Origin of the sequence: Azospirillum formosense, assembly GCF_040500525.1 — a bacterium.
Classification (GTDB): Bacteria; Pseudomonadota; Alphaproteobacteria; order Azospirillales; family Azospirillaceae; genus Azospirillum; species Azospirillum formosense_A.
The window spans coordinates 1412243-1437479 of record NZ_CP159403.1 but is presented as its reverse complement, the minus strand read 5'-3'; the positions used below and the strand labels follow the sequence as shown (position 1 = coordinate 1437479).

Annotated in this window: 21 protein-coding genes; 13 read left to right on the top strand and 8 right to left on the bottom strand. The window is 69.4% G+C overall.

What is annotated here, in order from left to right:
- Positions 1 to 124: 124 nt before the first annotated feature.
- From ABVN73_RS19700 to ABVN73_RS19685, 4 genes are all read right to left on the bottom strand, one after another.
- Positions 125 to 1051: a class I SAM-dependent methyltransferase gene (locus tag ABVN73_RS19700; protein ID WP_353859935.1), complete on the bottom strand. Its 927-nt coding sequence runs from the start codon at positions 1049 to 1051 to the stop codon at positions 125 to 127.
- A gap of 161 nt (positions 1052 to 1212) precedes the next feature.
- Positions 1213 to 2454, bottom strand: coding sequence for an endo-1,4-beta-xylanase (locus ABVN73_RS19695; RefSeq protein ID WP_353859934.1), 1242 nt, complete (start codon positions 2452 to 2454; stop codon positions 1213 to 1215).
- A gap of 191 nt (positions 2455 to 2645) precedes the next feature.
- Entirely contained in the window at positions 2646 to 5012 is a 2367-nt protein-coding gene (locus ABVN73_RS19690) for a polysaccharide biosynthesis tyrosine autokinase (RefSeq protein ID WP_353859933.1), read from the bottom strand.
- Between the two features lie 3 nt (positions 5013 to 5015).
- Positions 5016 to 5708 carry a WecB/TagA/CpsF family glycosyltransferase gene (locus ABVN73_RS19685; protein WP_353859932.1) on the bottom strand — a complete coding sequence of 231 codons (693 nt, stop codon included), beginning with the start codon at positions 5706 to 5708 and terminating at the stop codon, positions 5016 to 5018.
- A gap of 557 nt (positions 5709 to 6265) precedes the next feature.
- On the opposite strand from ABVN73_RS19685, the gene ABVN73_RS19680 reads away from it, so the two are divergent.
- The gene (locus tag ABVN73_RS19680) at positions 6266 to 8542 is read left to right on the top strand and encodes a helicase-related protein (RefSeq protein ID WP_353859931.1); all 2277 of its coding nucleotides are present in this window, start codon (positions 6266 to 6268) and stop codon (positions 8540 to 8542) included.
- 153 nt (positions 8543 to 8695) lie between these two features.
- Here ABVN73_RS19680 and gpmA read toward each other — a convergent pair whose 3' ends face one another.
- Positions 8696 to 9457, bottom strand: a complete 762-nt coding sequence (gpmA, locus tag ABVN73_RS19675; RefSeq protein WP_353859930.1) for a 2,3-diphosphoglycerate-dependent phosphoglycerate mutase — start codon at positions 9455 to 9457, stop codon at positions 8696 to 8698.
- Positions 9458 to 9681: 224 nt separating this feature from the next.
- Here gpmA and ABVN73_RS19670 point away from each other — a divergent pair, with 224 nt between their 5' ends.
- Positions 9682 to 9960, top strand: coding sequence for a helix-turn-helix domain-containing protein (locus ABVN73_RS19670; RefSeq protein ID WP_236778250.1), 279 nt, complete (start codon positions 9682 to 9684; stop codon positions 9958 to 9960).
- Positions 9961 to 9972: 12 nt separating this feature from the next.
- The gene (locus tag ABVN73_RS19665; RefSeq protein ID WP_040134552.1) at positions 9973 to 10314 is read left to right on the top strand and encodes a hypothetical protein; all 342 of its coding nucleotides are present in this window, start codon (positions 9973 to 9975) and stop codon (positions 10312 to 10314) included.
- A 63-nt stretch (positions 10315 to 10377) separates the two neighbouring features.
- Here the strand turns inward: ABVN73_RS19665 and ABVN73_RS19660 are convergent, their stop codons facing one another.
- A complete protein-coding gene (locus ABVN73_RS19660) occupies positions 10378 to 10575 on the bottom strand; it encodes a Nif11-like leader peptide family natural product precursor (protein WP_353859929.1) in 198 nt (65 codons plus the stop codon).
- Between the two features lie 172 nt (positions 10576 to 10747).
- Positions 10748 to 13033, bottom strand: coding sequence for a glycogen debranching protein GlgX (gene glgX / locus ABVN73_RS19655; RefSeq protein WP_353859928.1), 2286 nt, complete (start codon positions 13031 to 13033; stop codon positions 10748 to 10750).
- Positions 13034 to 13613: 580 nt separating this feature from the next.
- On the opposite strand from glgX, the gene ABVN73_RS19650 reads away from it, so the two are divergent.
- The 3 genes from ABVN73_RS19650 (at position 13614) to ABVN73_RS19640 (ending at position 17746) form a co-directional block, all read left to right on the top strand.
- Entirely contained in the window at positions 13614 to 15752 is a 2139-nt protein-coding gene (locus tag ABVN73_RS19650) for an ATP-binding protein (RefSeq protein ID WP_353859927.1), read from the top strand.
- A 225-nt stretch (positions 15753 to 15977) separates the two neighbouring features.
- Positions 15978 to 17270 (top strand): pentapeptide repeat-containing protein, encoded by a 1293-nt coding sequence (locus tag ABVN73_RS19645; protein ID WP_353859926.1) that lies wholly within the window; start codon positions 15978 to 15980, stop codon positions 17268 to 17270.
- A gap of 41 nt (positions 17271 to 17311) precedes the next feature.
- Entirely contained in the window at positions 17312 to 17746 is a 435-nt protein-coding gene (locus tag ABVN73_RS19640; RefSeq protein ID WP_353859925.1) for a hypothetical protein, read from the top strand.
- A gap of 28 nt (positions 17747 to 17774) precedes the next feature.
- On the opposite strand, the gene ABVN73_RS19635 is transcribed toward ABVN73_RS19640, so the two are convergent.
- Positions 17775 to 18044, bottom strand: coding sequence for a hypothetical protein (locus tag ABVN73_RS19635; protein ID WP_353859924.1), 270 nt, complete (start codon positions 18042 to 18044; stop codon positions 17775 to 17777).
- A 167-nt stretch (positions 18045 to 18211) separates the two neighbouring features.
- Here ABVN73_RS19635 and hisG point away from each other — a divergent pair, with 167 nt between their 5' ends.
- The 7 genes from hisG (at position 18212) to infA (ending at position 25210) form a co-directional block, all read left to right on the top strand.
- Entirely contained in the window at positions 18212 to 18946 is a 735-nt protein-coding gene (gene hisG / locus ABVN73_RS19630) for an ATP phosphoribosyltransferase (protein ID WP_353859923.1), read from the top strand.
- Positions 18930 to 20237 (top strand): histidinol dehydrogenase, encoded by a 1308-nt coding sequence (hisD, locus tag ABVN73_RS19625; protein ID WP_353859922.1) that lies wholly within the window; start codon positions 18930 to 18932, stop codon positions 20235 to 20237. Before hisG ends, hisD begins: the two co-directional genes overlap by 17 nt.
- Positions 20234 to 20716 carry a UPF0262 family protein gene (locus ABVN73_RS19620; RefSeq protein ID WP_353859921.1) on the top strand — a complete coding sequence of 161 codons (483 nt, stop codon included), beginning with the start codon at positions 20234 to 20236 and terminating at the stop codon, positions 20714 to 20716. The genes hisD and ABVN73_RS19620 overlap by 4 nt, the downstream gene beginning before the upstream one ends.
- Positions 20717 to 20732: 16 nt before the next feature.
- A complete protein-coding gene (locus ABVN73_RS19615) occupies positions 20733 to 21194 on the top strand; it encodes a low molecular weight phosphatase family protein (protein WP_109070989.1) in 462 nt (153 codons plus the stop codon).
- Between the two features lie 135 nt (positions 21195 to 21329).
- The gene (locus ABVN73_RS19610) at positions 21330 to 23636 is read left to right on the top strand and encodes an ATP-binding protein (RefSeq protein ID WP_353859920.1); all 2307 of its coding nucleotides are present in this window, start codon (positions 21330 to 21332) and stop codon (positions 23634 to 23636) included.
- 109 nt (positions 23637 to 23745) lie between these two features.
- On the top strand, positions 23746 to 24849 hold the full coding sequence (locus ABVN73_RS19605; protein ID WP_353859919.1) for a lytic transglycosylase domain-containing protein: 1104 nt from the start codon (positions 23746 to 23748) through the stop codon (positions 24847 to 24849).
- Between the two features lie 142 nt (positions 24850 to 24991).
- Positions 24992 to 25210: a translation initiation factor IF-1 gene (infA, locus tag ABVN73_RS19600; RefSeq protein ID WP_014198195.1), complete on the top strand. Its 219-nt coding sequence runs from the start codon at positions 24992 to 24994 to the stop codon at positions 25208 to 25210.
- Positions 25211 to 25237: the final 27 nt, after the last annotated feature.

Below are 25237 nucleotides of genomic sequence, written 5' to 3'. Positions count from 1 at the left end.
GTGAAAAGAATGAGGCGCGAAAAACCGCCTTTGCTGCGGTTTCCGCGCCACAGTGGGGCCTTGCGGCCACGGGGAGGGAGAAGTGTAAAGTCTTGTTACAGAATGGTTTCCGAAAGCCGCCGCCTCAGCCCTCGTGACTTTTGTGAGCCACCATGAAGACTTCCGGGCGGAACAGGTAGAGCTGTCCGAGCTTGCCGAGCTTGCGGCGCAGGGTTAACGGCATCGCTCCCATGACGGCTTCCACCGCCTTCACATAGGCGAGGTATCCGCGCCCGGACCCGTGGATGTGCATCCGCCGGCGGACCGCCATGGGGGCGATGTAGACCGCCTCCATCCGGGTGAAGCCGGCCTCGCGCAGCGCGCGCTCGGTCTCGCTCCAGGTGTATTCGCGCAGATGCATGCAGATCGGCTCGTCCAGCCCGAAGACCTCCGACAGGTCCATCGGCCCGGCGTGCTTGTGCGGCATGCTGAGCACGTAGCGGCCGCCCGGCTTGAGGATGGCGTGCACGTTGGACAGGTGCACGGACACGTCCTCGGGGTGGAGATGCTCGATGACGTGGGTGGAGACGACGGCGTCGTAATGGCCGCGCGGCTCGAACTCGGCGAGGTTGACGCCGTCGCAGCAGCGCCATGTCACGTTGGAGCGTTCGTCGGTCCAGCGCTCCCCGCGCTCGCGGGTGATCTCGGTGGCGACGCAGCGGTGGCCGTGGCGGGCGAGGTAGCTGAGCAGCCGGCCCTTGCCCGACCCGACCTCGTAGACGTCGCGCGCGCCCTTGAGCAGCGTCAGGAAATGGCGGAAGTCCAGCTCGTCGTTCTGCGCAGCCGTGTCCACCGCGTCGTTCAGCCAGGGGCACTCGCTGTAGAGGGTGGTGTAGTTGCGCTCGAACACCGTCCAGCGCTCTTCGCGGCGGGAGTCCAGCAGCTCGCGGGCGAGCTGGCGCTCCAGGTCCCAATGCTGGCGGACCATGGTTTCGCTGAGGGGGTAGTTCGGGGCCAGACCGAACTTCCGCTTGTAGCGGGCGACCAGCTCATCCGACGTCAACGTGTCCACAGATCACCTCGTTGGGAGAAACGCTGCTGTTCCGCTAATTTAAGGGCGCTGTCGGAAATCCTTACAGGCGCGGACGGCGGGTCGGGCCGCGCGATCGGGCGGGGTAGCGGAGTCGGAAGGGGTACCGCGCCGCCTGCCGACCGGGGCCGCCCCGATCCGCCTCACCCCGACCGGTTGCGCCCGCGCAGAGCCTGCACCGACGCCTCGTACAGCGGCAGCGGGCGGGACGCGGCGTCGTAGGGGGAGGGGTGGGGTTTCAGCTCCGGCATCTCCCGGGAGATGTAGTTGAGGTCGGAGCGCAGGTGCCACCAGCACAGCTCGGCCAGCCGGGCGTTGCCGGCGATGTCGCCCAGATACTGCCCGGCCAGGAAGGCCATGGCGCGGTCCTTCTCCGACCGCGACCAGGAGCGCGGCAGGTGCTTCTCGTTCACATCGAACTCGGTGACGTGGATGGGCAGGCTCAGCCGGTCCATGGTCCGCAGGAAGCCCTTCATGCCCTCGCGGTCATAGGGTTTGCCGGCCATCAGGTGGCTCTGCAGCCCCACCCCGTCGATCGGCACGCCGCGCTTGACCGCGTCGGTCAGCCAGGTCTGGAAATAGGCGCGCTTGCGCTGCTGCCAGCCCTCGTCGATCTCGATGCCGAACTCGTTGATGACCAGCTTGGCGGAGGGAAATTCCCTGCGGATGTGATGAAAGAAGGGGTCCAGCCACTCCGGTCCCTTGGCGCCGCCGGCCACCACCCACCACATGCCCTTGCGGAAGCCGTAGCGGTCCTGCTCCTGCGGGTGGCTGCGCTCGGTCTCCCAGAAGAAGGCCTCGTTCATCACGTCGATGCGGTAGAAAGTGTCGCCGTAGCGCTGCTTGACCGCCGCGACCATGGCGGTGAAGCGCGGCCAGTAATTGTCCTCGGACAGCGTGCCGTCGGCCGAGAAATAGGCGCTCTCCGCGATGCCCAGCGCGCGCTGGCGGCTGGCCGGCAGCGTCATGTAGTCCGGCATGCCCATGTGCTGCCACAGGGCGCAGTGCCAGTTGGGCTTGGCGCCGATGCGGCGCGCCAGTTCGACCCCGGCGTCGAAGCGGCCCCAGTCGAAATTGCCCTCCTGCGGCTGGAAGACGGCCCATTTGCCGCCGTTCTCGGGCGTCACCACGTCGCATTCCCGCGCCATCAGCGTGTCGAGCATGGGGTCTTCCGGCTCGATCAGATGGTCGCGGGCGGCGCCGTGGAGGATGCCGGCGGCCCGGCAGGCGTCGCGCAAGGTGGGGTTGGGCATGGCGGCGGACGCCGCTTCGGCAATGGACGGGCCGGCGGCGGCTTTGCAGCTTGCCAGCACCGCGGCCGCGGCGGCGGCGCGCAGCGCGTCGCGGCGCGTGAAGGAAAGGGCTTTTGGCGAGGTCTGGGCCATGGGCGTCGGGCCTCGTGTGGTTTGGAATGAAATGAAAATTCCCTCTCCCGTCCCGGGAGAGGGAAGGGGCCCGCGCGATGCGCGGGAAGGGTGAGGGTGCCGCCAAGGATAAGGCTGTGATCCTCGCGGTACCCTCACCCGCCCGCTTCGCGGGCCCCCTCTCCCGGGACGGGAGAGGGAGGAGACGTCGCTTACGGCGCGGCGCGCAGGGTCTGGTCGCCGTAGTATTTCCGCGTGGCGACGTAGCTGTTGTACGGACCCTGGTAGCCCTTGCTGGCGGCCTTCTTCAGGTTCACGTCGGTCATCACGCAGACGAACTTGCTGTGGTCGATCGGACCCAGGTCGGCCACCGCGTCGAGGTCGCTCGCCGTGGTGTGGCCCCAGCGGGTGACGAACAGCACCTTGGAGGCGGCGCCGCAGACGATGCGGGCGTCCGACACGGCCAGCGCCGGGGCGGTGTCGAACACCACCAGATCGAAGCTGGGCGACAGGCCGGCCATCAGCTGCACGAGGCTGTCGACGTTGAAGCGGTCCAGCGTCATCGGGTTCAGCTTGCCCGCCGGAACCATGGCGAACGGCACGTCGTCGGAGGTGTGGACGATCTCATCCAGCGTGGCGTCACCGGCGATCCAGTCCGACAGGCCCTTCTTGGTGGACAGGTCGAACAGCCCTTCCATGCGGGAGCGGCGGAAGTCGGTGTCCACCACCACCACCCGGCGACCGGCCTGGCTGGCGACCTGGGCGACGGCGAGCGTCAGCGAGGTCTTGCCGTCCTGCGGGCGGGCCGAGGTCACCGCCAGAGCGCCGACCGGACCGAGATCCGACAGATGGTTGCGGAACAGGGCGCGCAGGGATTCGCTGAACAGCGAGAAGGGGTGGCGCTGGAAGATCTTGTAGAGCCGGCCCTTGGCCCCGCGGTCGCTGTGGTGCGGCACGATGTGGACGGTGCCGACGCCCAGGATGCGGCGCACGGCGTCCGGGGTGTGGATGCGGCGCTGGAGAAGCTCCAGACCGAAGACGCTGAAGATGGCCAGAGCGAGGGCGGCGACGAAGCCGGCCAGCAGCAGGAGGATGCGGAAGGGACCCGACGGCTCGTGCGGCACCTGCGGCGCGGAGACCAGCTTGACGGCGGCCGGGAAGGCGCGGCTGTCCTTCTGGGCCTCGACCTCTTCCAGACGGCCCAGCAGGCTGTCGAGAAGCTGGCGCTTGGCGGTCGCCTCGGATTCCAGGGTGCGCAGCGGGATGGCCTGCTCCTGCATGGTGGCGTAGCTGCCCTCCATGCGGGTGATCATGGAGCGGAGCGCGGTCTCCTGCTCGACCGCGACCTGGGCGGCCTCGCGGACGCCGTTGATCTCGCGGCGGATTTCCTGCTGGAGCGAGGCGTTGGCCTCGTTCAGGCGGCCCTGAAGCTCGACGATGCGCGGGTGCTTCGGCCCGTACTGGCGGGAGAGCTGGGCCATTTCCGTGGAGATGGCGGCGACCGTGGCGCGGAGCTGGGCGACGACCGGGGAGGCGATGCTGCCGCCGATGGCGTTCCAGTTGCCGGCCTTCAGGTTGCGCTCCAGCGTGTCGGCCTGGGCGACCGAGCGGGCGCGGATGGCCGAGGCCTCGCTCAGGCGCAGGCGGGTCTGCTCAAGCTCGTTCTGGGCCATCAGGCCGGTGCCGCCCTTCAGCAGGCCGCCCTTGACGCGGGCTTCTTCGACCTTGGCGTCGGCCTCGGCCACCTCCTTGCGCAGCAGGACGATGCGGTCCTGCAGCCAGGAGATCGCGCTGGTCGACAGGTCGCGGTCCATCTGCTGGCGGGTTTCCATGTAGCGGCGGACGATGCCGTCCACCACGTCGCGGCTCAGCTGCGGCTCCTTGGAGGTGAAGCGCACCTGGATCACGCGCGACCGGCCGACGATGGCGACGTCGAGCTTGCGGTGGATGCGCGCGATGATCTGGTCGTTGCCCAGCGCCGCGTGCGCCTCGCGCGCCCGGATGTCCTGCGCCACCTCGTCGCCGTGGCTCAGCAGCCAGGCGACCGGGGCCGGCGGGGCGCCTTCCCAGAAGCGCCCGGCGAGGTCGCGGCCGTAGGCCACCGCGCGCTCGACGAGCGGAAGGGTCTCGTCCTCCTGAGCCGGCGGGTTGAATTCCGGATGCTGGGCGAGCTGGAGATCGTTCACCACCTGGTTCAGCACCTGCGGCGACTTCAGGATTTCGATCTCGCTCAGGATGGCGGCGTCCTCGGTGGGGATCGCGCCCACCACCTGCTCGACCTCGCGGACGACGCGGACCTGCCGGTTGTCGACCAGCAGAAGGGCTTCGGAGGTGTACTGGTCCTTGAGCGTGGAGACGCCCAGCGCCGACAGGCCGGTCAGCACCACCACGATGGCCGCGATCAGCCACTTGTGGCTGGCCAGCACCCGCAGGATGAAGCGGAAGTCGGGACCCATGGACGGGGTCTGGGATTCGAACTCGCTGCGCCGGGACGGGCCGGGGGCGGCGGGCCATGCCGGAACCGGAGCCGGCGGACCGCCGTGGTGGCCGCCATGATTGACTTGGGGCAGATTTTCCACGTCTCAAAGCTCCTTATGCATGGGCGCTGGTGCTGGGGCGCTGGACGAACGCATGGCGGCACGGCGCATAAGCATGACGGTGTGGGCGAAGCCGAAAGCGCCGACGCAATAGCGGCGAAACAGGCGGCGGGGCTCCTGGACCAGCCGGAACGCCCATTCCAGCCCGATGCGCTGGAGGGCGGCGGGGGCCCGGGTGAAGCGCCCGGCGAGGAAATCGATGATGGCGCCGCCGTTGACGATCAGCACCTTATGGTCCAGCGCGCGCTTGAGCTGCGCCGCGACCTCCTCCTGGCGGGGCATGCCCATGGCCAGAATGATGACGTCGGGCTGAAGCTCCCGCGCACGGGCGATGTAATGCTCCACGGAATGGAACCCGTGCTGGGCATCGACGTAGTCGTGCGGGGTCCGCTCCTTCAGCCGCTCAATCCCCTCGTCCAGCCAGGGCGCCGCGGTGCCGTAGACGGCGACCCGACGGGGGGACAGGTGGCGGAGGAGAAGCGGGATGAAGTCGGTGCCGTTCATGTTCAGGCCGACCGGCTGGTCGAGCCACGGCAGCGCGGTCTCCAGCGCCACCCCGTCCCGCAACAGGACGTCGGAGGCGCGGAAGGCCGACCACGCGGTGGAAGACCCCGCGCAGAGATTCACGCCGTGAGCGTTGAGAAACGACAGGATGGTCGGGCGCTCAACGGCTGACAATGTCTTTATCAATGCATGGCGTTCGTCCTCGCAAGAAATACACCGTATTCTCTCGATCAGTGCCAGGACGTCACGAGGGGTCGGCATGCACATCTCCTAACCAAATCTGCGAAGCGACGACGGTTACGTTGTCTGTGCAACGATGATGCCCGACGGTTTGCGGTGCAGTAAGACGATATTGCTTGCTAACACTTTCGATTGGTGGCAGCCGGCAAGACCGTTACCGGGTACCCCTTTCGACGCGACCGCCGGACAACAGGGAATGATGTGGCCGGCACCGCCCCTTTTTCGCAGCGGTGGGATGGGAGAGGGGAAAGTTCAGGCGAATTAGCCCGGCCACGCCGGGGGAACCCCTGAATCGGCTTGCCCTATCCTATGGCTCCGACCATATAGGTACGCCCATGGGGCGCCGGTGTGCAGAATAGGGGGTGGGCGCCCGCCCCGCGGCGCGGCACTGTTCGAGGTGCGGCACAGCCTCCCAAGACCGCCAGCCCCAACCAGCCCCTTGAACAATTAGGCCGATCTCTCCGGGGCCGGCGATGGAAGAAGACCAGTTCATGAGCAACGACGAGACCACCCCCCGCCAACCGGGCACCGCCGACGAATTCGACCGCCGCGACGCGCTGCGCGCCATCGCCGCGGTGGTGCGCGGCGACGGGATCGAGGTGGACGCCGACAGCACGCCGGCCCGCTGGTCGGTCGCCGTCGTCCATGAGGTGGTCGTTCCCGGAACCGACCGGAAGTTGAAGCTGCGGTTCCGCGTGGCGCTCGGCCCGCTGCCCGACATCGAGGCCGAGCTGTGGGGCCTGATGACCGCGGAGGAGGGCTTCGGCCGTCCCCAGGCGAAGGCGCTGGGCAAGCGGGTCAAGGCGGCCTGCCTGTCCTCCGCCGCCATCGAGAAGGCGCGCGGCCGGGTGGACGGCTGGTTCGCCTCCATGGCGCAGCGCGCCAACGGCTTCGGCGAGGCGTGGCGGCCCAAGGGCTTCGCCGACGAGCTGGGCCGGGTGATCGGCTTCGGCGGGCGCATCCCGCGCCTGCAGACCCTGCTGGACGCGCTGGAGGAGGCCTTCTCCACCGCCGCCGCCCGCGCCGGCCTGAAGGTCCGGCGGGAGCGGCTGGAGAACGCCTCCGGCCTCGGCGTCTATCTCGACAGCTTCGCCACGGCCCGCGCCATGGTGCGCAAGCTGCGGCTGTTCGTCGGTCCGACCAACTCCGGCAAGACACACGCCGCCATGGACCGGCTGGCCGAGGCGCAGAGCGGCTGCTACCTCGCCCCGCTGCGCCTGCTGGCGCTGGAGGGGCAGGAGGCGCTGGAGACCCGCGGGCGGGCGTGCAGTCTGGTGACCGGCGAGGAGCGCGACGTGCGGCCCGGCGCCTCCTTCACCTCCTCGACCATCGAGATGGTCAACACGTCCAAGGTCTGGGGCGCCTGCGTCATCGACGAGATCCAGATGATCGGCGACCCCGACCGCGGCTGGGCCTGGACCCAGGCGGTGGCCGGCGTGGCCGCCCCGGAAATCCTGATGACCGGCTCCGCCGACGCCATCCCCTACGTGCAGCGCCTCGCCACCGCGCTGGGGGAGGAGCTGGAGGTCGTGGAGTTCACCCGCAAGTCGCCGCTGCGCGTGCAGGAGGAGCGGGTGCCGCTGGAGAATGTCCGCCGCGGCGACGCGGTGATCGCCTTCTCGCGCAAGGACGTGATGGGGCTGCGGCGCGAGCTGCTGGCCCGCGACCACACGGTGGCGGTGATCTACGGCGCCCTGTCGCCGGAGGTGCGCCGGGCCGAGGCGCGGCGCTTCCGCGACGGCACGGCGGACGTGCTGGTGGCGACCGACGCCATCGGCATGGGGCTGAACCTGCCGGTCGCCCGCGTCGTCCTGTCGACCACCCGCAAGTACGACGGACGGGAGGAGCGCGACCTCAACTCCTCCGAAATCCGTCAGATCGGCGGGCGGGCGGGGCGCTTCGGCATGCACGAGGAAGGCCGCGTCGCGGTGTTGGAGGGGGAGAACATCAACCCGGTGCGCCGGGCGCTGACCACCCCGCCGGTGCCGCCGGAGGACCCGCGGGCCTGGATCAGCCCCAATCTGACCCACGTCGAGGCCATCGCGCGGGAGCTGGACACCGACAGCCTCGCCAAGGTGCTGCGCACGGCGGGGCAGGAGCTGCTGCGCGCCAATCAGACCTTCCGCATGACCGACCTGGAGCAGCGCATCCAGGCCGCCGCCGCGGTGGACCGGGCGAAGCTGCCGCTGGCGGTGCGCGACATGCTGGCGCGCTGCCCCATCGACGTGCGCGACCAGAACAATTTGCGCCTGCTGGCGCTGTGGGCGACCAACCAGGGCAAGGGGATCCGCAACTCCGCCCCCGACGCCGCCGAGCGCTTCCATCACCGCGTCGGCACCGACGTCGAGCTGGAGAAGGCCGAGCGCGCGGTGAAGGAGCTGACCGCCTACGCGTGGTTGGCCTACCGCTTCCCCGACGCCTACCCGGACATGGACCTGTGCCAGGAGCGCCGGGCCATGCTGAACGCCTTCATCGAGCGCACGCTGGCCGAACGCTCGCTGGCCCGCGCCTGCCCGGTCTGCGGCACGCGTCTGAAGGCGAACCACCGTTTCCGGGTCTGCGACAGCTGCTACGCCGGGCGGGTCGAGGAGCGGCAGGGCGAGCGTCAGGGCGATCGGCGCGGGCGCCGCCCGGACGGGGCGCGCGGCCCGGACAGGGGAGCGGCCCCGGCGGAGGGCGGCCACCCGCAGTTCCACCACCCGCTGCCCGGCCGCAAGCGTGGCAAGGGCGGGGCGGGGCATCGCGGGCGTCGGCCCGCGGGGGGATGAGTTCGTTCCCTCTCCCGTCCCGGGAGAGGGTGGCCCGAAGGGCCGGGTGAGGGTTGTGCGAGGATCAGGGGCTGATCCTTGGCTGGACCCTCACCCTTCCCGCGCTTTGCGCAGGCCCCTTCCCTCTCCCGGGGCGGGAGAGGGATCGTTCGGTCACGCCGCCGCGACGCCGCTCGGACCGGCGTCGTCCCGGCGGGTCCAGGTGATCTCCTCGGTTCCGCCGCCGTCGGTCAGGAAGTAGCGGCGCAGCGGGACCAGATCGGCGCCCAATTCGTAGACCAGCGGGCGGCTGGTCGGGATCTCGAACAGCGGGATGTCCTGGTCGGGCACCTTGTCGAGATGCTTGACGAGGCCGCGGAGGCTGTTGCCGTGGGCCGACACCAGCACCCGCGCGCCCAGCCGCAGGGCGGGGCAGATGCCTTCCTCCCAGAAGGGGATCACCCGGTCCGTGGTGTCCTTCAGGCTTTCGCCGCGGGGCAGGTTGGCGCGGCCGAGCCCGGCGTAACGGCGGTCCGACACCGCGGAGCACGGGTCCTCGGGCTCGACGGGCGGGGGCGGGACATCCCAGCTCCGCCGCCATAGGAAGACCTGATCGGCGCCGTGCCGGGCCGCCGTCTCCGTCTTGTTCAGCCCCTGGAGCGCGCCGTAATGGCGCTCGTTCAGGCGCCAGTGCTTGTGCACCGGCAGCCACATCCGGTCCATCTCCTCCAGCACGATGTCGAGCGTCTTGATCGCCCGCTTGAGGACGGAGGTGAAGGCCACGTCAAAATCGAATCCGGCCTGCTTCAGGAGGCCGGCGGCGTGGCGGGTTTCGGCCACCCCCTGTTCGGTCAGGTCGACGTCGGTCCAGCCGGTGAACAGATCCGAGCGGTTCCAGACGCTCTGACCGTGCCGCAGCAGTACGAGCCGATGCATGGTCCCTCCTCCTGACATGACGGTGTCTCCCTCCGGGAACGGGAGGGCGAGGGAAGGGTTCCAGCCGGAGCGTCACAAATGGCGCGGCTTTGTGTCAATTTGGAAACGCAGGAGACACATTCGGACAACAAAGACGGGGTAACCTGCGGAGCAGGCGAAATTATCCGCCCGGCGCGTGCACAGCCGCACTGCGACGCCGAGCCAACTTGCGTTCCGAGGCCGCCATGCAGCATCATGACCTCCTCTCCAGGACCGTTTCGACCGATCGGGACATCACCCTGGAGGCGCTTCGTGTGTTCACCTACCTGAGCCGGCGGCTCCACTTCGACCGTCCCGTGCCGGTGCTCCAGTCCGAACTGGCTGACGCGCTCGGCATGCAGCGGCCCAACGTCAACCGGGCCATCAAGCTGCTGGAGACCAAGCAGATCCTTCTGCGGGACTCCAAGCTGGGGCGTGCGATCACGTTCCGGTTGAACCCGGAACTGGAGGGCGGCCGGGCCTGAAACTGGTCCGGAATGATTTTCGAAACGCGTCACCTTGTCTTCACGAACTCGGCCCTCAAGAAAGCCTTCGGCTGGTACCAGAAGGTGCCGAATCAGACCGATCTTCCCTTGGGGCTGATCGCCTCCGTCGTTCCGAAATCGGACGGGGGCGTGGTGGTCATGGTGCAGCAGGGGGCCGCGAAGGTGCGGGACGTCGCCTTCATGCCCAGCAAGACGCTCGGCATCCTCCTGCTCTTCTGCCGCCGCCAGAAAATTCCCATTCCGCGCGACGCCGACAAGGACATCTTCCAGTCCGACGACGGGATCATGCTGACGATCCGCGGCAGTTGCAGCACCACCGCTCCGCCGCCGTGACCGTTCCCGGCTGGGTCAGGCCCCGGCTGAGTCAGATTCCAGTTGAGTCGGATCCCGGCCAAATCAATGGGTTCCGCAGCCGACGGGCTGGGCCGCGGCCAGGGGAATGTCCGCCTCCGTGAAGCGGTATCCGTGGCCGGCGGCGAAATCCACCAGATCGCCCAGGGTCACCAGCCCGCGCGACGCCCGCCGCAGCGCCGCGCGCAGGGCCGGGTCGGCCTCGACCGCGACCAGGAACCGGATGTAGTCGCCATGACACATGCCCAGATCTCCTGATGTCCTTGCGGCGCTGCAGACACAAGCAATGGAGCGGCGCGGACAGTCCGCCGTCTGGATATCGCTTATTTGCCTAAAATTGTATATGAAAAGCGGGGCGGTCGGTGCGGCGTCCTGCCGCACCGTTCCCTCCTCAGGGCTTACCCGGGCCCGGCGATCACTCGCCTGGCTGCTGCACCGTCTCGGCGGGGCTGGACCCCGACGCGATGCTGTCCGGCGTGATGGCGGCGACCGGCTCTCCAGGCCCGGAGGCGGCGCGCAGAGCCCGCGCGGCGGCCTTCAGCCCCATGTCGGAGCGGCGGTCGGGCATCAGCTCGAACAGCAGCAGGGAGCGCCCGTTGACCGGGATCTCGTCGCCGGTCTGGGCGGTGGCGACCTCCAGCCGGTCGGGCTCCGTGGTGTCCACCAGGGTCAGCCAGCGGCTGCCGCCGGCGACCTCCGGCAGCTTGAAGGGCACCACGTCGTGGTAGGCGTTGATGATGAGCAGCAGCGTGGCGTCCGACGCCGCCTTCTTGATGCCGGTGGCCTGCGCCCGCCCGTCCAGCAGCATCCCCAGGCAGCGCGCCATGGGGTCCTGCCATTGCTCGGTGGTCTTCTCCTCGCCGGCGGGGGTGATCCAGGTGAGGTCCTTCACCTCCAGGTCGGGGTTGTAGGCGCCGGTGAAGAAGCGGCCGCGGCGCAGCAGCGGATGGCTCTGCCGCAGCCCGATCAGGTGGCGGACGAAATCGGTCAGCGCCCAGCCCTCGTCGCTGACGCCTTCCCAGTCGATCCAGCTGATCTCGTTGTCCTGGCAATAGGCGTTGTTGTTGCCGTTCTGGCTGCGCGCGAACTCGTCGCCGGCCAGGATCATCGGCGTGCCCTGGGACAGCAGCAGCGTGGCCAGCAGGTTGCGCATCTGGCGGAAGCGCAGGGCGTTGATCTCCGGATCGTCGGTCGGCCCCTCCGCCCCGTGGTTCCAGGAGATGTTGTGCGAATGGCCGTCGCGGTTGTCCTCGCCGTTCGCGTCGTTGTGCTTGTCGTTGTAGGAGACGAGGTCGTGCAGCGTGAAGCCGTCATGGGCGGTGACGAAGTTGACGCTCGCCCAGGGCTTGCGCCCGCGCCGGTTGAACACGTCCGCCGAGGCGGCCATGCGGGTCGCCAGCTCGGGCAGCTTGCCCTCGTCGCCCTTCCAGTAGGAGCGCACGGTGTCGCGGAACTTGTCGTTCCACTCCGCCCAGCCCGGCGGGAAGCCGCCGACCTGATAGCCGCCGGGGCCGCAATCCCACGGCTCGGCGATCAGCTTGACGCGCGACAGCACCGGGTCCTGGCGGCAGGCGTCGAGGAAGCCGCCGCTGTGGTCGAAGCCGTAGGTCTCCCGCGCCAGGATGGTGGCGAGGTCGAAGCGGAAGCCGTCGACATGCATCTCGGTCACCCAGTAGCGCAGGGAATCGGTGACCATCTGGAGGACGCGCGAATGGACGAGGTTCAGCGTGTTGCCGGTGCCGGTGTCGTTGATGTAGTAGCGCGGGTCCGGCGCCAGCCGGTAGTAGGAGGCGTTGTCGATGCCCTTGAAGGACAGCGTCGGCCCCATCTCGTTGCCTTCGGCGGTGTGGTTGTAGACCACGTCGAGGATGACCTCGATCCCGGCGTCGTGCAGGCGGGCGACCATCTCCTTGAATTCGTGGATCGCGCCGGTCGCCATGTAGCGCGGGTCGGGCGCGAAGAAGGAGATGCTGTTGTAGCCCCAGTAGTTGCGCAGCCCCTTTTCCAGCAGGTAGCGGTCATCCACGAAGGCGTGGACCGGCAGAAGCTCCACCGCCGTGACACCCAGAGAGCGGATGTACTCCACCACCTCCTGCTGGGCGAGGCCGGCGAAGGTGCCGCGGTACTGCGGCGGCACCGCCGGGTGCCGCATGGTGTAGCCGCGCACGTGGGTCTCGTAGAAGATCGACTTCTCCCAGGGGATCGCCGGGTGGCGGTCGTGGCCCCAGGTGAAGGCCGGGTCGATCACCACGCATTTCGGCATGCCGGGGGCGCTGTCGCGACGGTCGAAGGACAGGTCGCCGCGCGGCGAGCCGACGCGGTAGCCGAAATGCGCGTCCGACCAGCGCAGCGGCCCGACCATGTGCTTGGCGTAGGGGTCGAGCAGCAGCTTGTTCGGGTTGAAGCGGTGGCCCGCCTTGGGCTCGTACGGCCCGTGCACGCGGTACCCGTAGACGGTGCCCGGCCGGGCGTCCGGCAGATAGCCGTGCCACACCTCGTCGGTGTATTCGGGCAGCTCGATCCGTTCCAGCTCGCGGCGTCCGTCCTGGTCGAACAGGCACAGCTCCACCTTGGTGGCGTTGGCGGAAAACAGCGCGAAGTTGACGCCCAGCCCGTCCCATGTGGCGCCGAGAGGGTAGGGAAGACCTTCCCGGATGCGGGACTGGCGGAAAACCTTAGGAGCGAACGGCGGCTTCTTCACGGTTGAACCTCGTGTGGGCGCGTTGCGGCATGAAGCAGCACAGGAACGCGCAGGCCGCCCGGGTGATCCCGTCATCGGCACAATTTCCGATGAATGCCGAATCCTCAACTCTTGGCCGAAGCATTTCGTGCCACCTCACCCAAAGAGTGGGTTCGGTATGAGTATGGTCATAGTCGTCATGGCGAGTCGCGCCGATAACTATCGCATGCTATCATCGGTTCAAGACAATAAAGGCAAATAAACTTCTGGAGGATGTCCGGGAGCTTTTCGGCAAAAGGCTGAGGAAGCGGGTGTAACGCAAATGACAACTTTCGTCTTTCCATGCCATCGCCGGGTCTTCGAAGGTGAAGACGTGGAAAGATCAACGAAGGGCGGAGTCGGCGACCATTCCTCTGTGGCCCTTTCGCCCGACGCGGGATGCGCCGTCCGGCGACCCGTAAACCGCCCGTGAACCATTGAGTCCGCTTCCCACCCATCGAGCATCGCCCCGGGCGCAGGCTTCGCCGGTGACCCACGGCACCGTGCATCCGGCGGACCGGCGACGCCATATCCGCCCCGCCTCACCAAGACGCCCCCGCCCATGATCCGGTTCCCGGTCAACGCCTTGCTGAACTTCCACCCGAAGGCCATCCTGGCCGCCATCGTCCTGGTGATGACGCTGCTTGGCGGTGTGGCCTGGGGGGCGCTGTCGCTCGTCGATTACGTCAGCACGCTCGACCGCGCGGAACGCGGCACCCGGCAGGCGGCGGCCTTCCTCGAAGGGCACGCCGACGCGGTGCTGGACGGCGGGGCCGCCGTCCTGGCGCGGGTCGCCGACCGGCTGGAGGAGGGCGGCTTCGCGTCGCTCCCCGACCACGCCCTGGGCGAGGCACTGGCGGCGTCGCGGTTCGGCGCGCTGTCCATCCTGGACTCCGGCGGCCGCACGGTCTTCGGCCCCTCCATCCATCCCGACGGCGGCACCGCGAGCCTGTTCCGGGGCCCGGGGGGCGCTCTCGAACTGTTGCACGGACAGGTGGACGGGCTGGATTCCATCCTGATGGTCCGCCGCATCCTGGGGCGCGAGGGCATCCTGGAGGGGGCGGTCCTGCTGGCGCTTCCCTCCTCCAGCCTGCACACGGTGCTCGACGTCTTCAGCGACGGGCGGCACAACGTGGCCGGGCTGTTCCGCCTGGACGGCACGCGGCTGGCGGGGCTCGGCGGCGACGGGGTCGGTCCGCTGCCGACGCTGGAGCCGGGAGAGGAAAGCGGCGAGAGCGACTGGACGGTCGGCGGGGAGGGCGCGGTCATCGGCCTGAAGCGGATGCGCGACTTCCCGGCGGTCGCGGCGGTCGCCCTGCCGCGCGACGTCGTCCTGGAGCCGTGGAGCGGCCGTTTGCAGCACGGCTTCATGATGGTCGGAGTCAGCGTCGTCGCGCTGTTCGGTCTGGCCGCCCTCGGCTGGGCCAGCCTGCGGCGCGAGGCGGCGGCGCGCGACGCTCTGCGCGACGCCAACGCCCGGCTGGAACAGCGGGTGGAGGAGCGCACCGCCGACCTGCGCTCCCTCAACCAGAAGCTCGTCCGCGCCCTGGCCGAGAAGGAGCGCGCCAACCAGGCCAAGGCGCGCTTCCTGTCGGCGGCCAACCACGACCTGCGCCAGCCCTTCCAGGCGCTGCGCCTGTTCCACCATCTGCTGATGGAGCGGCTGAAGGAACCGCGCGAGCGCTCCATCGCCGAGAAGATGGGCGAGGCGCTGGACAGCGGGGAGAAGCTGCTGCACGCGCTGCTGGAGGTCGCCACGCTGGACGCCGGGGTGGTCCGCCCGAACATCGCCGATGTGCCGCTCGCCACGGTGCTGGACAGCGTGGCCGCGGAGTTCCGTGGGCTGGCGGCGGACAAGGCGTTGGACCTGCGGGTGCGCGGCTGCCCCGCGATGGTCCGCACCGACGCCACGCTGCTGACGCGGATGCTGGGCGACCTGCTGCGCAACGCCATCGCCTACACCCCCGCGGGCGGCATCGTGGTCGGCTGCCGGCGGCGCGGGCAATGGCTGCGCATCGAGGTGTGGGACACCGGTTCCGGCATCGCGGCGGAGCATCTGGACGCCATCTTCGAAGACTTCGTGCAGCTGGGCAACCCGGAGCGCGACCGCCGCCGCGGCCTGGGGCTGGGGCTTCCCAAGGTGCGCCGCAAAGCCGCGCTGCTGGGCCACGCGGTGGAGGTCCGCTCGCGCCCCGGCCATGGCTCCGTCTTCTCGATCATGGTTCCGCTGGCGGCCAGCGAATCGCGGTCGGACGCGGTGGTCCCGGTCCCCGCCGGCCGGGCGGAGGATTCCGACACCCGGCTGATCCTGATCGTGGAGGACGACCCGGTGCAGAGCGCCGGGATGCAGCTTCTTCTGGAAAGCTGGGGGCACGACGTTCTGGTGGCGGCGGACGGGCCGGCGGCGCTGGCGGCGCTGCGCGCGGCGCCGCGCTGTCCCGACGTCATCCTGTCCGACTTCCGCCTGCCGGGGCCGCTGACCGGCGCCGAGACGGTCACCCGCGCGGCGGAGCAGGAGGGGCGGCCGATCCCCGGGATCATCCTGACCGGCGACACCGCCCCCGAACGAATCCGCGAGGCGGTGGCCGCGGGCTGCCGCCTGCTGCACAAGCCCGTCACCCCCGACGTGCTGCGCGACGCGCTGAACGCCCTGGGAACGGAACGCCAGCCGGTCCGCCACAGCCGGTCGTCGGCGGCGTGACCGCCGCAAGGCGCCGTCCTTGACGGGAGGAACGGCCTATCGCGGGCTGCATCAGAGCGAATTCTCATTCGCTTCGGACTCATATGGCTTCCTATGCCGGCCGGGCCTCGGCCGCACGCGCGGCCGGGACCGCCGGCGCGGTCCAGAGCGGAAGGCATTCCGCTTTAATCATTCGTGAAGGGCACAAAAGGTACTCTGAAACCGTGATCGGAGGCGAACACGGCCATGCAGCAGCGTCCTCTCACCCGTCTGGATCAGGTCCAGCTTGACGCGGTGGTGCGCCGGCACGAGATGTTCCGGAACGCCCGCATCGGCGGGGCGCGGGCGACGCTGTCCTTTTTCGACCTGAGCGGACTGGACCTCGCCGGGCGTGACCTCGCCCACGCCGATTTCGCCGGGGCCAGCCTGCGCGGCGCCAATCTGGCCGGGGCACGGCTCGACTGCGCGTCGATGTTCGCCACCGACCTGCGGCTGGCCAACCTGGAGAACGCCAGCCTGATCAAGGCGGACCTGCGGGGGGCCTGCCTGCGCGGCTCCATCCTGATCGGCGCCAACCTGTTCGAGGCCGACCTGCGCGACGGCTCGCTGGCGGAAAAGGACCGCGACGGCAGCCTGCGCATCATCAAGGTGGAATCCCAGCCGACGGAGGCGTCAGGGGCCGACCTGTCGGGCGCCAACCTGACCAACGCCCGGCTGTCCGGGGCCATGGCCATCCACACCGACTTCACCGACGCGCTGATGCGCGGGTGCAAGCTGGTGCGCGCCACCATGCGCGGGGCCAACTTCACGGGATCGAACCTGGAGGGGGCGGACCTGTCGGGAGCGGACCTGCGTGGCGCCTGCCTGCGCGGCGCGGTGCTGACCGGCGCCACCATGGTGATGACCGAGCTGGCCGACGCCGACATGGAGGACGCCCTGACCGACGATCCGGTGGGCCGCGTCGTCGCCGAACTCGGGCGTCCGCTGGACGAGCTTCTGCACGACCACATCCGCTGGGTCGGGTCGAGCGGGGCGGAGGGAAGGGCGCTCGACCTGTCGGGCTTCGACCTGCGGCACGCCCCGTCGCTGGCCCACACCTGCCTGACCATGCTGCGGGCGGTGGGAGCGACGCTCTACGGTCTGGACCTGACCAGCGTGCAGCTTCAGGCCGCGGTCCTGGAGAAGGGCGACCTGCGGCTCGCCAAGCTGGTGGGCGGCGACCTGCGCGGAGTCAATCTGCGGCTTGCCAGGCTGAACAACGCCGACCTGCGCAAGGCGAACCTGCGCCCGCTCTATTTCGACGAGAAGCGGTCGATGCAATCCGATCTTTCGGGCGCCCGGCTCCGCTACGCCGACCTGCGCGGCGCCTGTCTGCGCGAGGTGAGCTTCGCGGGGGCCGACCTGTCCTTCGCCAACCTGTCCGGCTGCGACCTGAACAGGACGGACCTGACCAACGCCCGCATGTTCGGGGCGAAGGTGGACCGGCGCTCGCTGTCCGAAGGCGCCATCCTCGACGGTGTGGCGGGGCTCAAGCTTTAGGGCTATTATTTGCAGCGGATTTCCTGCTGGAGTGCTGTCCCATGTCCGGGCGCGTCGGTGCGGTTTGCGGTGGCGTGGTCTTCGGTTTGGCTCTGGCGGTCGGGCTGACGGCCCTGTCCGGTCCGGCGCAGGCGCGGTCGTCGGTGTTCCTGTCCTTCGGCGGGCCGGTCTATCCCGACTATCCGCCGCCCTACCGGCATTTCCACGGCTATCCGCCGGGCTATGGGACTCCGGTCTATGTGATGCCGGCCCCGCCCCCGGTGGTGTATGTGCAGCCGGCGCCGCCGCCCGTGGTGGTCTTCACCGAGCCGGCGCCGGCCACCATCGCCGCCACCCCGACCGGCCCGGCCTACACGGCGCGCAACGGCCAGCTCTGCCGGGAATACCAGACGACGGTGATGGTCGGCGGCCTGGCGCAGCCCGGTTACGGCACCGCCTGCCGCCAGCCGGACGGAAGCTGGCGGGTGGTCAACTGACCGGCGGGCGCGGCCGTCGAAGGCGTCGTCAGACCGAGCCGCCCGGCGTGCCGATGGTGGCGCTGCCCTTCTCGTGCCGGTCCGGGTCCATCGCATCGGCGTATGGCTTGCCGTCCGGCGTCGTGGTTTTCGGGTGGCGGCCTTCCTTTTCGGCCTGAAGCCGTTCGGAGACGCCGGTCGGCGCGTCGTCGGAGCGGCGCGGGTCGGCGTTCGGCGCGGGGCCGCCCGTGCTGCTGGGGTCGCCGGGGATCTGCGGCCCCCTGGGATTGACCGGCTGGTTGGAACGGTCCTGTGCCATGGCGTCTGTCCTTTTCTGGAAAGGCGAGTCCAACCGGTCCGGGTGGAGCGAGTTCCCCATTTCATCGACGGACAGGGCCGCTCTGCGCTCCACTATGCCTCCTAAGACCGTGACGGCGGCGCGGAATGTGGTATATCCGGGCAGCGGTTCAGCCCGAGGAGAGTTCTTTGCCCGCCGATACCCGTGCTCTTGGCGCGCCGGCGCCCAGCGCGTTGGCCGATGAATCGTCGACTGTGCCGGCCGGTCAGCCGCTGGTTCTGGCCCTGCCCAAGGGACGCATCCTGAAGGAGCTGCGCCCGTTGCTCGCCCACGCCGGCATCGAGCCGGAAGCGGCGTTCGACGACGCGGACAGCCGGCTCCTGCGCTTTGCGACCAACATCCCGAATCTCAGCATCATCCGCGTCCGGTCCTTCGACGTGGCGACCTTCGTCGCCTTCGGCGCCGCCCATCTGGGCGTGGCCGGCAACGACGTGCTGATGGAATTCGACTATCCGGAAATCTACGCGCCGCTCGACCTCGGCATCGGAAAGTGCCGCCTGTCGGTCGCCGAACCGGTCGCACTGGGGGAGAGCGACGATCCGTCGCGTTGGAGCCACGTGCGCGTCGCGACCAAATACCCGGAGGTCACCAGGAAGCATTTCGCGGCGCGCGGGGTGCAGGCGGAGTGCGTGAAACTGAACGGCGCCATGGAACTTGCCCCGACCCTCGGCCTGTGCCGCCGCATCGTCGATCTGGTGTCCACCGGCTCGACGCTGAAGGCGAACGGGCTGGTGGAGATCGAGCACATCGCCGACGTCACCTCCCGTCTCATCGTCAACCGGGCCGCCTTCAAGACGCGGCCCGAGGAAATCTCCGGCTGGATCGACCGCTTCCGGGAGGCTGTGAATGCCCGTCAGGCTTGATGCCCAGGACCCCCGCTTTGCCGAAGGCTTCGAGGGGCTGCTGCACGCCAAGCGCGAGACCAGCGAGGACGTCCAGGCCCTGGTCGCCGGCGTCATCGACGCGGTGCGCAAGCGCGGCGACGCGGCGCTGATCGATTACACCGCCCGCTGGGACCGCCAGACGCTGACGCCCGAAACCCTGCGCATCTCCCAGGAGGAGGTGGACGCGGCGGTCGGCAAGTGCAGCGACGAGCTGCTGCGCGCGCTCGACACCGCGGCGGAGCGGATCGAGAGCTTCCACCGGCTCCAGGTGCCGGAGACCACCGACTACCGCGACGCCCAGGGCGTGCGGCTGGGCGCCCGCTGGACGGCGGTCGGGGCCGCCGGCCTCTATGTGCCGGGCGGAACCGCGTCCTACCCCAGCTCCGTCCTGATGAACGCGCTGCCGGCCAAGGTCGCCGGGGTGGAGCGCATCGTCATGGTGGTGCCGACTCCGGACGGGGCGATCAACCCGCTGGTCCTGGCCGCCGCCAAGCGCTGCGGCATCACCGAGATCTACCGCATCGGCGGCGCCCAGGCCGTGGCCGCGCTCGCCTACGGCACCGAGACCATCGCGCCGGTGGACAAGATCGTCGGCCCCGGCAACGCCTTCGTCGCCGCCGCCAAGCGGCTGGTCTACGGCACGGTCGGCATCGACAGCATCGCCGGCCCGTCGGAGATCCTGGTGGTCGCCGACAACCGGAACGACCCGGCCTGGATCGCCATGGACCTGCTGTCCCAGGCCGAGCACGACACCTCGGCCCAGTCGATCCTGATCACCGACGACCCGGCCTTCGCCGACGCGGTGGCGGCGGCGGTGGACAAGCATCTGGAGACGCTGCCCCGCGCCGCCATCGCCGGGGAAAGCTGGCGGGAGCACGGCGCGATCATCGTGGTGCGCGACCTGCTGGCCGAGTCGCCGGCCCTGATCGACCGTCTGGCTCCGGAGCATCTGGAGCTGGCGGTGGAGGACCCCGACGCGCTGGCGGCGAAGGTGCGCAACGCCGGGGCCATCTTCCTCGGCCGCCACACGCCGGAGGCCATCGGCGATTACGTCGCCGGTCCGAACCACGTCCTGCCGACGGCGCGGTCCGCGCGCTTCTCGTCGGGCCTGAACGTGCTGGATTTCATGAAGCGGACGACCTTCGTCGCCTGCGACGCGGAGAGCGTGAAGGCGATCGGCCCGGCGGCGGTGACGCTGGCCCGGTCGGAGGGTCTGGACGCGCACGCGCTGTCGGTGGCGCTGCGCCTGCCGGGTGGAGGTCAAGGGTGAGCACGAAGGGCAACCGCCGCATCGTCCATGTGACGCTCGATGAGAAGACCGTGATCCGGCGCAAGCCGGAGGTGGAGCACGAGCGCGCGGTTGCCATCTTCGACCTGCTCGAAGACAACGAGTTCTTCCCCTGCGACCACGCCGACGACGGTCCCTATCACCTGCATCTGTCGATCGAGGACAACCGTCTGGTCTTCGACGTCCGCCGCGACGACGACAGCGCGCTGGACAAGATCACCCTGCCGGTGACCGGCTTCCGGTCGATCGTCCGGGACTATTTCCTGATCTGCGAAAGCTATTATCAGGCGATCAAGCGCTCCACCCCCTCGCAGATTGAGGCGATCGACATGGGGCGCCGCGGCCTGCACAACGAAGGATCGGAGATGCTGCGCGAACGGCTGGCCGGAAAGGTCGAGATGGATCTCCAGACGGCGCGGCGGCTGTTCACGCTGATCTGCGTCCTCCACATCCGCGGCTGACGGGGTCGGGCGGCGCATGGCCCCGGTGCTGCAACCGCTCCCCGTGACGAGCGTGTTGTTCGCCTGCACCTACAACATGATCCGCTCCCCGATGGCGGCGGCGATCATGCGGCATTTCCATGGCACGCGCGTCTATGTCGATTCGGTCGGCGTGCGCGAGGGGGACGAGGTCGATCCCTTCGCCGTGGCGGTGATGGAGGAGATGGGCATCGACCTGTCCCGCCACCGTTGCCGCAGCTTCGAGGATCTGGAGGACACGAACTTCGACCTGATCGTGTCGCTGTCGCCGGAGGCGCAGCACCGCGCCATTGAGATGACCCGCACGATGGCCTGCGAGGTGGAGTTCTGGAACACCTTCGACCCCACCCTGGTGGACGGCAACCGCGAGGCCATGCTGGACGCCTACCGCAAGGTGCGCGATGGGCTGCTGGGCAAGATCAAGGAGCGCTTCCCGCTGTCCCGCGGTCCGACCGTGTGATCATCCGCGGGTTCGGCGGCGGGATATTGGGAAGTCCTTTTTCAAGGATGGGTTGAGGTGGTATTGAGATGAATCATCGAACGACGTGCGCTCCTCCCCCCAGACTCTAGCGGCCCCTGAGAGGTTCTCCGCCTGATGCCCGCCGGTTTGCAGTCCCGCCTGATTCGTGCCACCGGCCTGCGGAGTCTCCGGCTGCGTCTGATGGTCGTCGTTCTGGCGTCCCTGGCCCTGCCGCTGGCCGGGGCGCTGTACTTCTTCGACCAGCAGCTCGACCAGCGCCTGAGCAGCGCCCGGGAACTGGCGCGTCACCTGACCGAGGATGGGGTGGAGCGCCAGCGCGACCTGATCGGTGAGGCGCGGAACCTGCTGAGCGTGCTTGCCCTGGTGCCGGCGGTCCGCGACGCCACCCACGGCAACACGGACGCCTGCGTCGCCACGCTGGCGCCGATGCCGCGGCAGCACCGCTGGACGACCGGCGTGTGGGTGACCGACCCGAACGGCCTCCTCATCTGCGACACGACCGGGCCCGGCTCGGGGATGAGCCTGCGCGACCGCGAGTATTTCCAGCGGGCGCTGGACACCCGGTCCTTCGTGCTGAGCGACGTGGTGATCGGCAAGCGCTCGGGGAAGCCGCTGATCCTGGCGGTGCAGCCGGTGCTGGTGAACGGCGAGGTCGAGCGGATGCTGGGCGTCGCCATTGATCTCGCCTGGCTGACCGACCTCGTGAAGGTGACGAAGCAGGACGACGCGCGCATCCTCGTGCTGGACCGCAACGGCGTGGTGATCGCCCGTCAGCCCGATCCGGAAGGCTGGATCGGGCGCAGCATGGCGGATTTCCCGCACATCCGGCGCATGCTGGCCGAGAACAACGGCGCGTTCGAGGGTGAAAGCGCCGACGGGCTGAACCGCATCTGGGCCTTCCGCCACTCGCCGGAAACCAACACGGTCTTCGCCGTGGGCATGCCGACCGGGCCGATCGTGGCGGATGCCCAGCGCGACCTGCTGCGCGGGCTGGTCCTGCTCGGCATCGCCGGCCTGCTCAGCGTGGCGGCGCTCTGGTCGCTGCTCCACGCCTCGGTCCTGCGCTGGATGCGCGTTCTCAGCCAGGCGGCGACCCGGATCGGCGCCGGCGACGTCGGGACCGTGGTGGAAGCGCGCGGCGCGCCCGACGAGATCCGCCTGGTCGCCAACGCCTTCAACGACATGTCGGGCCGGCTGAAGCGGCGCGAGCAGGAGTTGCGCGCCGCCATGGAGGAGGCCCGCGCCGGCAGCCGCGCCAAGGAGGATTTCCTGGCGACCATGAGCCATGAGATCCGCACGCCGATGAACGGCGTGATCGGCTTCGCCGACATGCTCCTGGAAACGCCCCTGACGGCCGAGCAGCGGCGCTACGCCTCCCAGGTCCGGGAGGCCGGGCGCTCCCTGCTGACCGTCATCAACGACGTGCTGGACCTGTCGAAGCTGGAGGCGGGCAAGCTCGATCTGGTCTGCGTGCCGTTCCGGCTGGACGATCTGGCCGACCGCTGCCAGGCCATCGTGCGGCTGGCCGCCGAGCAGAAGGGGCTGGAGATCCACACCGCCGTCTCGGCGGCGGCGCGCGGGTATGTGATGGGCGATCCCGACCGGGTGCGCCAGATCCTGCTGAACCTGCTGGGCAATGCGGTGAAATTCACCGACACCGGCAGCGTCCGCCTGACCGTCAAGGCGATGGGCGACGAGTCGGGTCCCCGCCGCTACACCTTCACCGTCAACGACACCGGCATCGGCGTGCCCGAGGAGCGCCAGCGCGAGCTGTTCCAGCGCTTCAGCCAGCTCGACCGCGGGCGCGGCGGCACCGGGCTGGGGCTGGCCATCTGCCGCCGTCTGGTGGAGCTGATGGGTGGCGAGATCGGCGTGGAAAGCCGCCCCGGCGTCGGCAGCACCTTCTGGTTCAGCCTGCCGTTGAAGCCCGCCAGCGCCCCGGAACGGGACGACCACGACGGCGGCGCGCTGCCCGACCACCAGCCGTCCAGCCGCGGCGCGCGAATCCTGCTGGCCGAGGATCTGGCGATGAACCGCGATCTGGTCATCGCCATGCTGACCCGGGCCGGCCACCATGTGGACGCCGTGCCCGACGGCGCCGCCGCCCTGAACGCCGTTCAGGAGCGGACCTACGACCTCGTCCTGATGGACGTTCAGATGCCGGTGATGGACGGACTGGAGGCGACGCGGCGCATCCGGGCGCTTCCCGGTGCGCTGGGGCGCATCCCGATCCTGGCCCTGTCGGCGGGCGTGCTGGCCGTGGAGGTGGAGCGCTGCCGGCAGGCCGGGATGGACGACCATCTCGCCAAGCCCTTGGAGAAGAACAAGCTTCTGGCCGCCGTCGATCATTGGAACGGCGAAGGGCGGCGGACGGCGGTCGATCCCGGAAGCGTCCGGACGGTCGACACGCCCGTGGATTGATCCCGCCCCGCCGATTTCGGCAATGATTAAGAAAAATTAAGGCCTTTGTGCTAAAGCTGCGACGAAAGGTTCCGCGCGAGCGGTTCCGGTCTGACGGTTCCGGTGTTCCATGAAGGTCGCGCTGCCTCCACTCGCCCCGCTTCCCGAGCGCAAGCCGGATGTTCCGGCCCCGTCTTCCGTTTCGTCGTCCTCCACGGGCGCCGCGTCGGGCGGGTCGTTCCAGAGCGCGCTGGCCGAGGTCCAGCCGGTCGTCCGCGGGCGGCTGGCCAACGGGCAGAAGGTGCCGCCGCTGCCGGCGACGAAGCCGGAGGCGCCGATCCAGCTCGCCGACGGGACCCGCGTGCCGTTTCCCGCCCGCAAGCCGGACGCCGCTCCTGGTGCCGCCGCAACGACGACGGCTGCGTCGGGGACCCAATCGACGGTGATCGGCGCCGCGCTGGCGAACAGCCCGGCCGCCGGGCGGGTGGTTCTGGCGGCCCAGCAGGTCGCCGGCCTGTCGGGGCACAGCTTCACCGCCATCCTGGCCCAGGCGACCCAGGAGAGCGGGCTGGACCCGGCGGCCCGCAACCGCTCCAGCTCCGCCGCGGGCCCGTTCCAGTTCCTGGAGCGCACCTGGCTCGACCTGTTCCGCCGCCACGGCTCCGCCTACGGCCAGGGCGAGTTGGCGAGCGCGATCCAGAGCCGCAACGGCATCCCCTCGGTCAAGGACCCGGCGGTGCGCCGCCAGATCCTGGCGCTGCGCCACGACGTCGACCTCTCCGCCGGCATGGCCGCGCGCTACCTGTCGGAGGGCCGCGACCGGCTGGAGGAGCGGCTGAAGCGCCCGGTGTCGGAGACCGAGAGCCGCATCGCCTATGTGCTGGGCGTGGGCGGGGCCGCCAAGCTGCTCCGCGCCGCCGAGTCGTCGCCCAGGGCCGCCGCCGCGGAGCTTCTGCCCGCCGCGGCGCGGAGCAACCGGGGCCTGTTCTACGACCGCGCCACGGGCCGGACGCTGACGGCGTCGGAGACCGTTGCGCGGCTCACGCGGCGCATGGACACCGACCAGAAGGAGATGTTCGAGCGCATCGCGCAGGCCGCGGAACCCCGTGTCCGGCTCGACGGCGGCCCGTCGCCGCTCAGTTCTTTCCAATCGGCGGCGCTTGGCGGCACCGCGGGCATGGACGCGGACGGCGCGTCGGAGTATGAAAACGGCGACGGAAACCCGTTCGGCTGAACCGCCGGCTGTTTCCGTCCCATCTGGAAGGCTTTGGCCAACCCCCACGCCGGAGGCTCACCGCCCCCGGTGGAATCCCCCTTGACCGGGCGGCTTCGGGAGGTCAGTTATTGCCTCGAAACTGTTACGGACTTAAGGGGCTATGGCTAAGGAAGATCTGATCGAGTTCTCCGGGACCGTCGTCGAGCTGCTGCCGAACGCGATGTTCCGGGTGAAGCTCGACAACGAGCATGAAGTGCTGGCGCACACCTCCGGCAAGATGCGCAAGAACCGCATCCGCGTGCTGGCCGGTGACCGCGTCAACGTCGAGATGACGCCCTACGACCTGACCAAGGGCCGGATCACGTTCCGGTTCAAGTGATTGAACCGGTTTCCCGCGTTGAACCGG

What these genes read in the sequence shown, in the direction of transcription:
- hisD (WP_353859922.1), top strand. Translation starts at nt 18,930, where the DNA reads ATGCCCGTCAGGCTTGATGCCCAGGACCCCCGCTTTGCCGAAGGCTTC.
- ABVN73_RS19610 (WP_353859920.1), top strand. Translation starts at nt 21,330, where the DNA reads ATGCCCGCCGGTTTGCAGTCCCGCCTGATTCGTGCCACCGGCCTGCGG.
- ABVN73_RS19695 (WP_353859934.1), bottom strand. Translation starts at nt 2,454, where the DNA reads ATGGCCCAGACCTCGCCAAAAGCCCTTTCCTTCACGCGCCGCGACGCG.
- ABVN73_RS19660 (WP_353859929.1), bottom strand. Translation starts at nt 10,575, where the DNA reads ATGTGTCATGGCGACTACATCCGGTTCCTGGTCGCGGTCGAGGCCGAC.
- ABVN73_RS19650 (WP_353859927.1), top strand. Translation starts at nt 13,614, where the DNA reads ATGATCCGGTTCCCGGTCAACGCCTTGCTGAACTTCCACCCGAAGGCC.
- ABVN73_RS19670 (WP_236778250.1), top strand. Translation starts at nt 9,682, where the DNA reads ATGCAGCATCATGACCTCCTCTCCAGGACCGTTTCGACCGATCGGGAC.
- ABVN73_RS19665 (WP_040134552.1), top strand. Translation starts at nt 9,973, where the DNA reads ATGATTTTCGAAACGCGTCACCTTGTCTTCACGAACTCGGCCCTCAAG.
- gpmA (WP_353859930.1), bottom strand. Translation starts at nt 9,457, where the DNA reads ATGCATCGGCTCGTACTGCTGCGGCACGGTCAGAGCGTCTGGAACCGC.
- ABVN73_RS19615 (WP_109070989.1), top strand. Translation starts at nt 20,733, where the DNA reads ATGGCCCCGGTGCTGCAACCGCTCCCCGTGACGAGCGTGTTGTTCGCC.
- ABVN73_RS19645 (WP_353859926.1), top strand. Translation starts at nt 15,978, where the DNA reads ATGCAGCAGCGTCCTCTCACCCGTCTGGATCAGGTCCAGCTTGACGCG.
- infA (WP_014198195.1), top strand. Translation starts at nt 24,992, where the DNA reads ATGGCTAAGGAAGATCTGATCGAGTTCTCCGGGACCGTCGTCGAGCTG.
- ABVN73_RS19640 (WP_353859925.1), top strand. Translation starts at nt 17,312, where the DNA reads ATGTCCGGGCGCGTCGGTGCGGTTTGCGGTGGCGTGGTCTTCGGTTTG.
- ABVN73_RS19605 (WP_353859919.1), top strand. Translation starts at nt 23,746, where the DNA reads ATGAAGGTCGCGCTGCCTCCACTCGCCCCGCTTCCCGAGCGCAAGCCG.
- ABVN73_RS19635 (WP_353859924.1), bottom strand. Translation starts at nt 18,044, where the DNA reads ATGGCACAGGACCGTTCCAACCAGCCGGTCAATCCCAGGGGGCCGCAG.
- ABVN73_RS19680 (WP_353859931.1), top strand. Translation starts at nt 6,266, where the DNA reads ATGAGCAACGACGAGACCACCCCCCGCCAACCGGGCACCGCCGACGAA.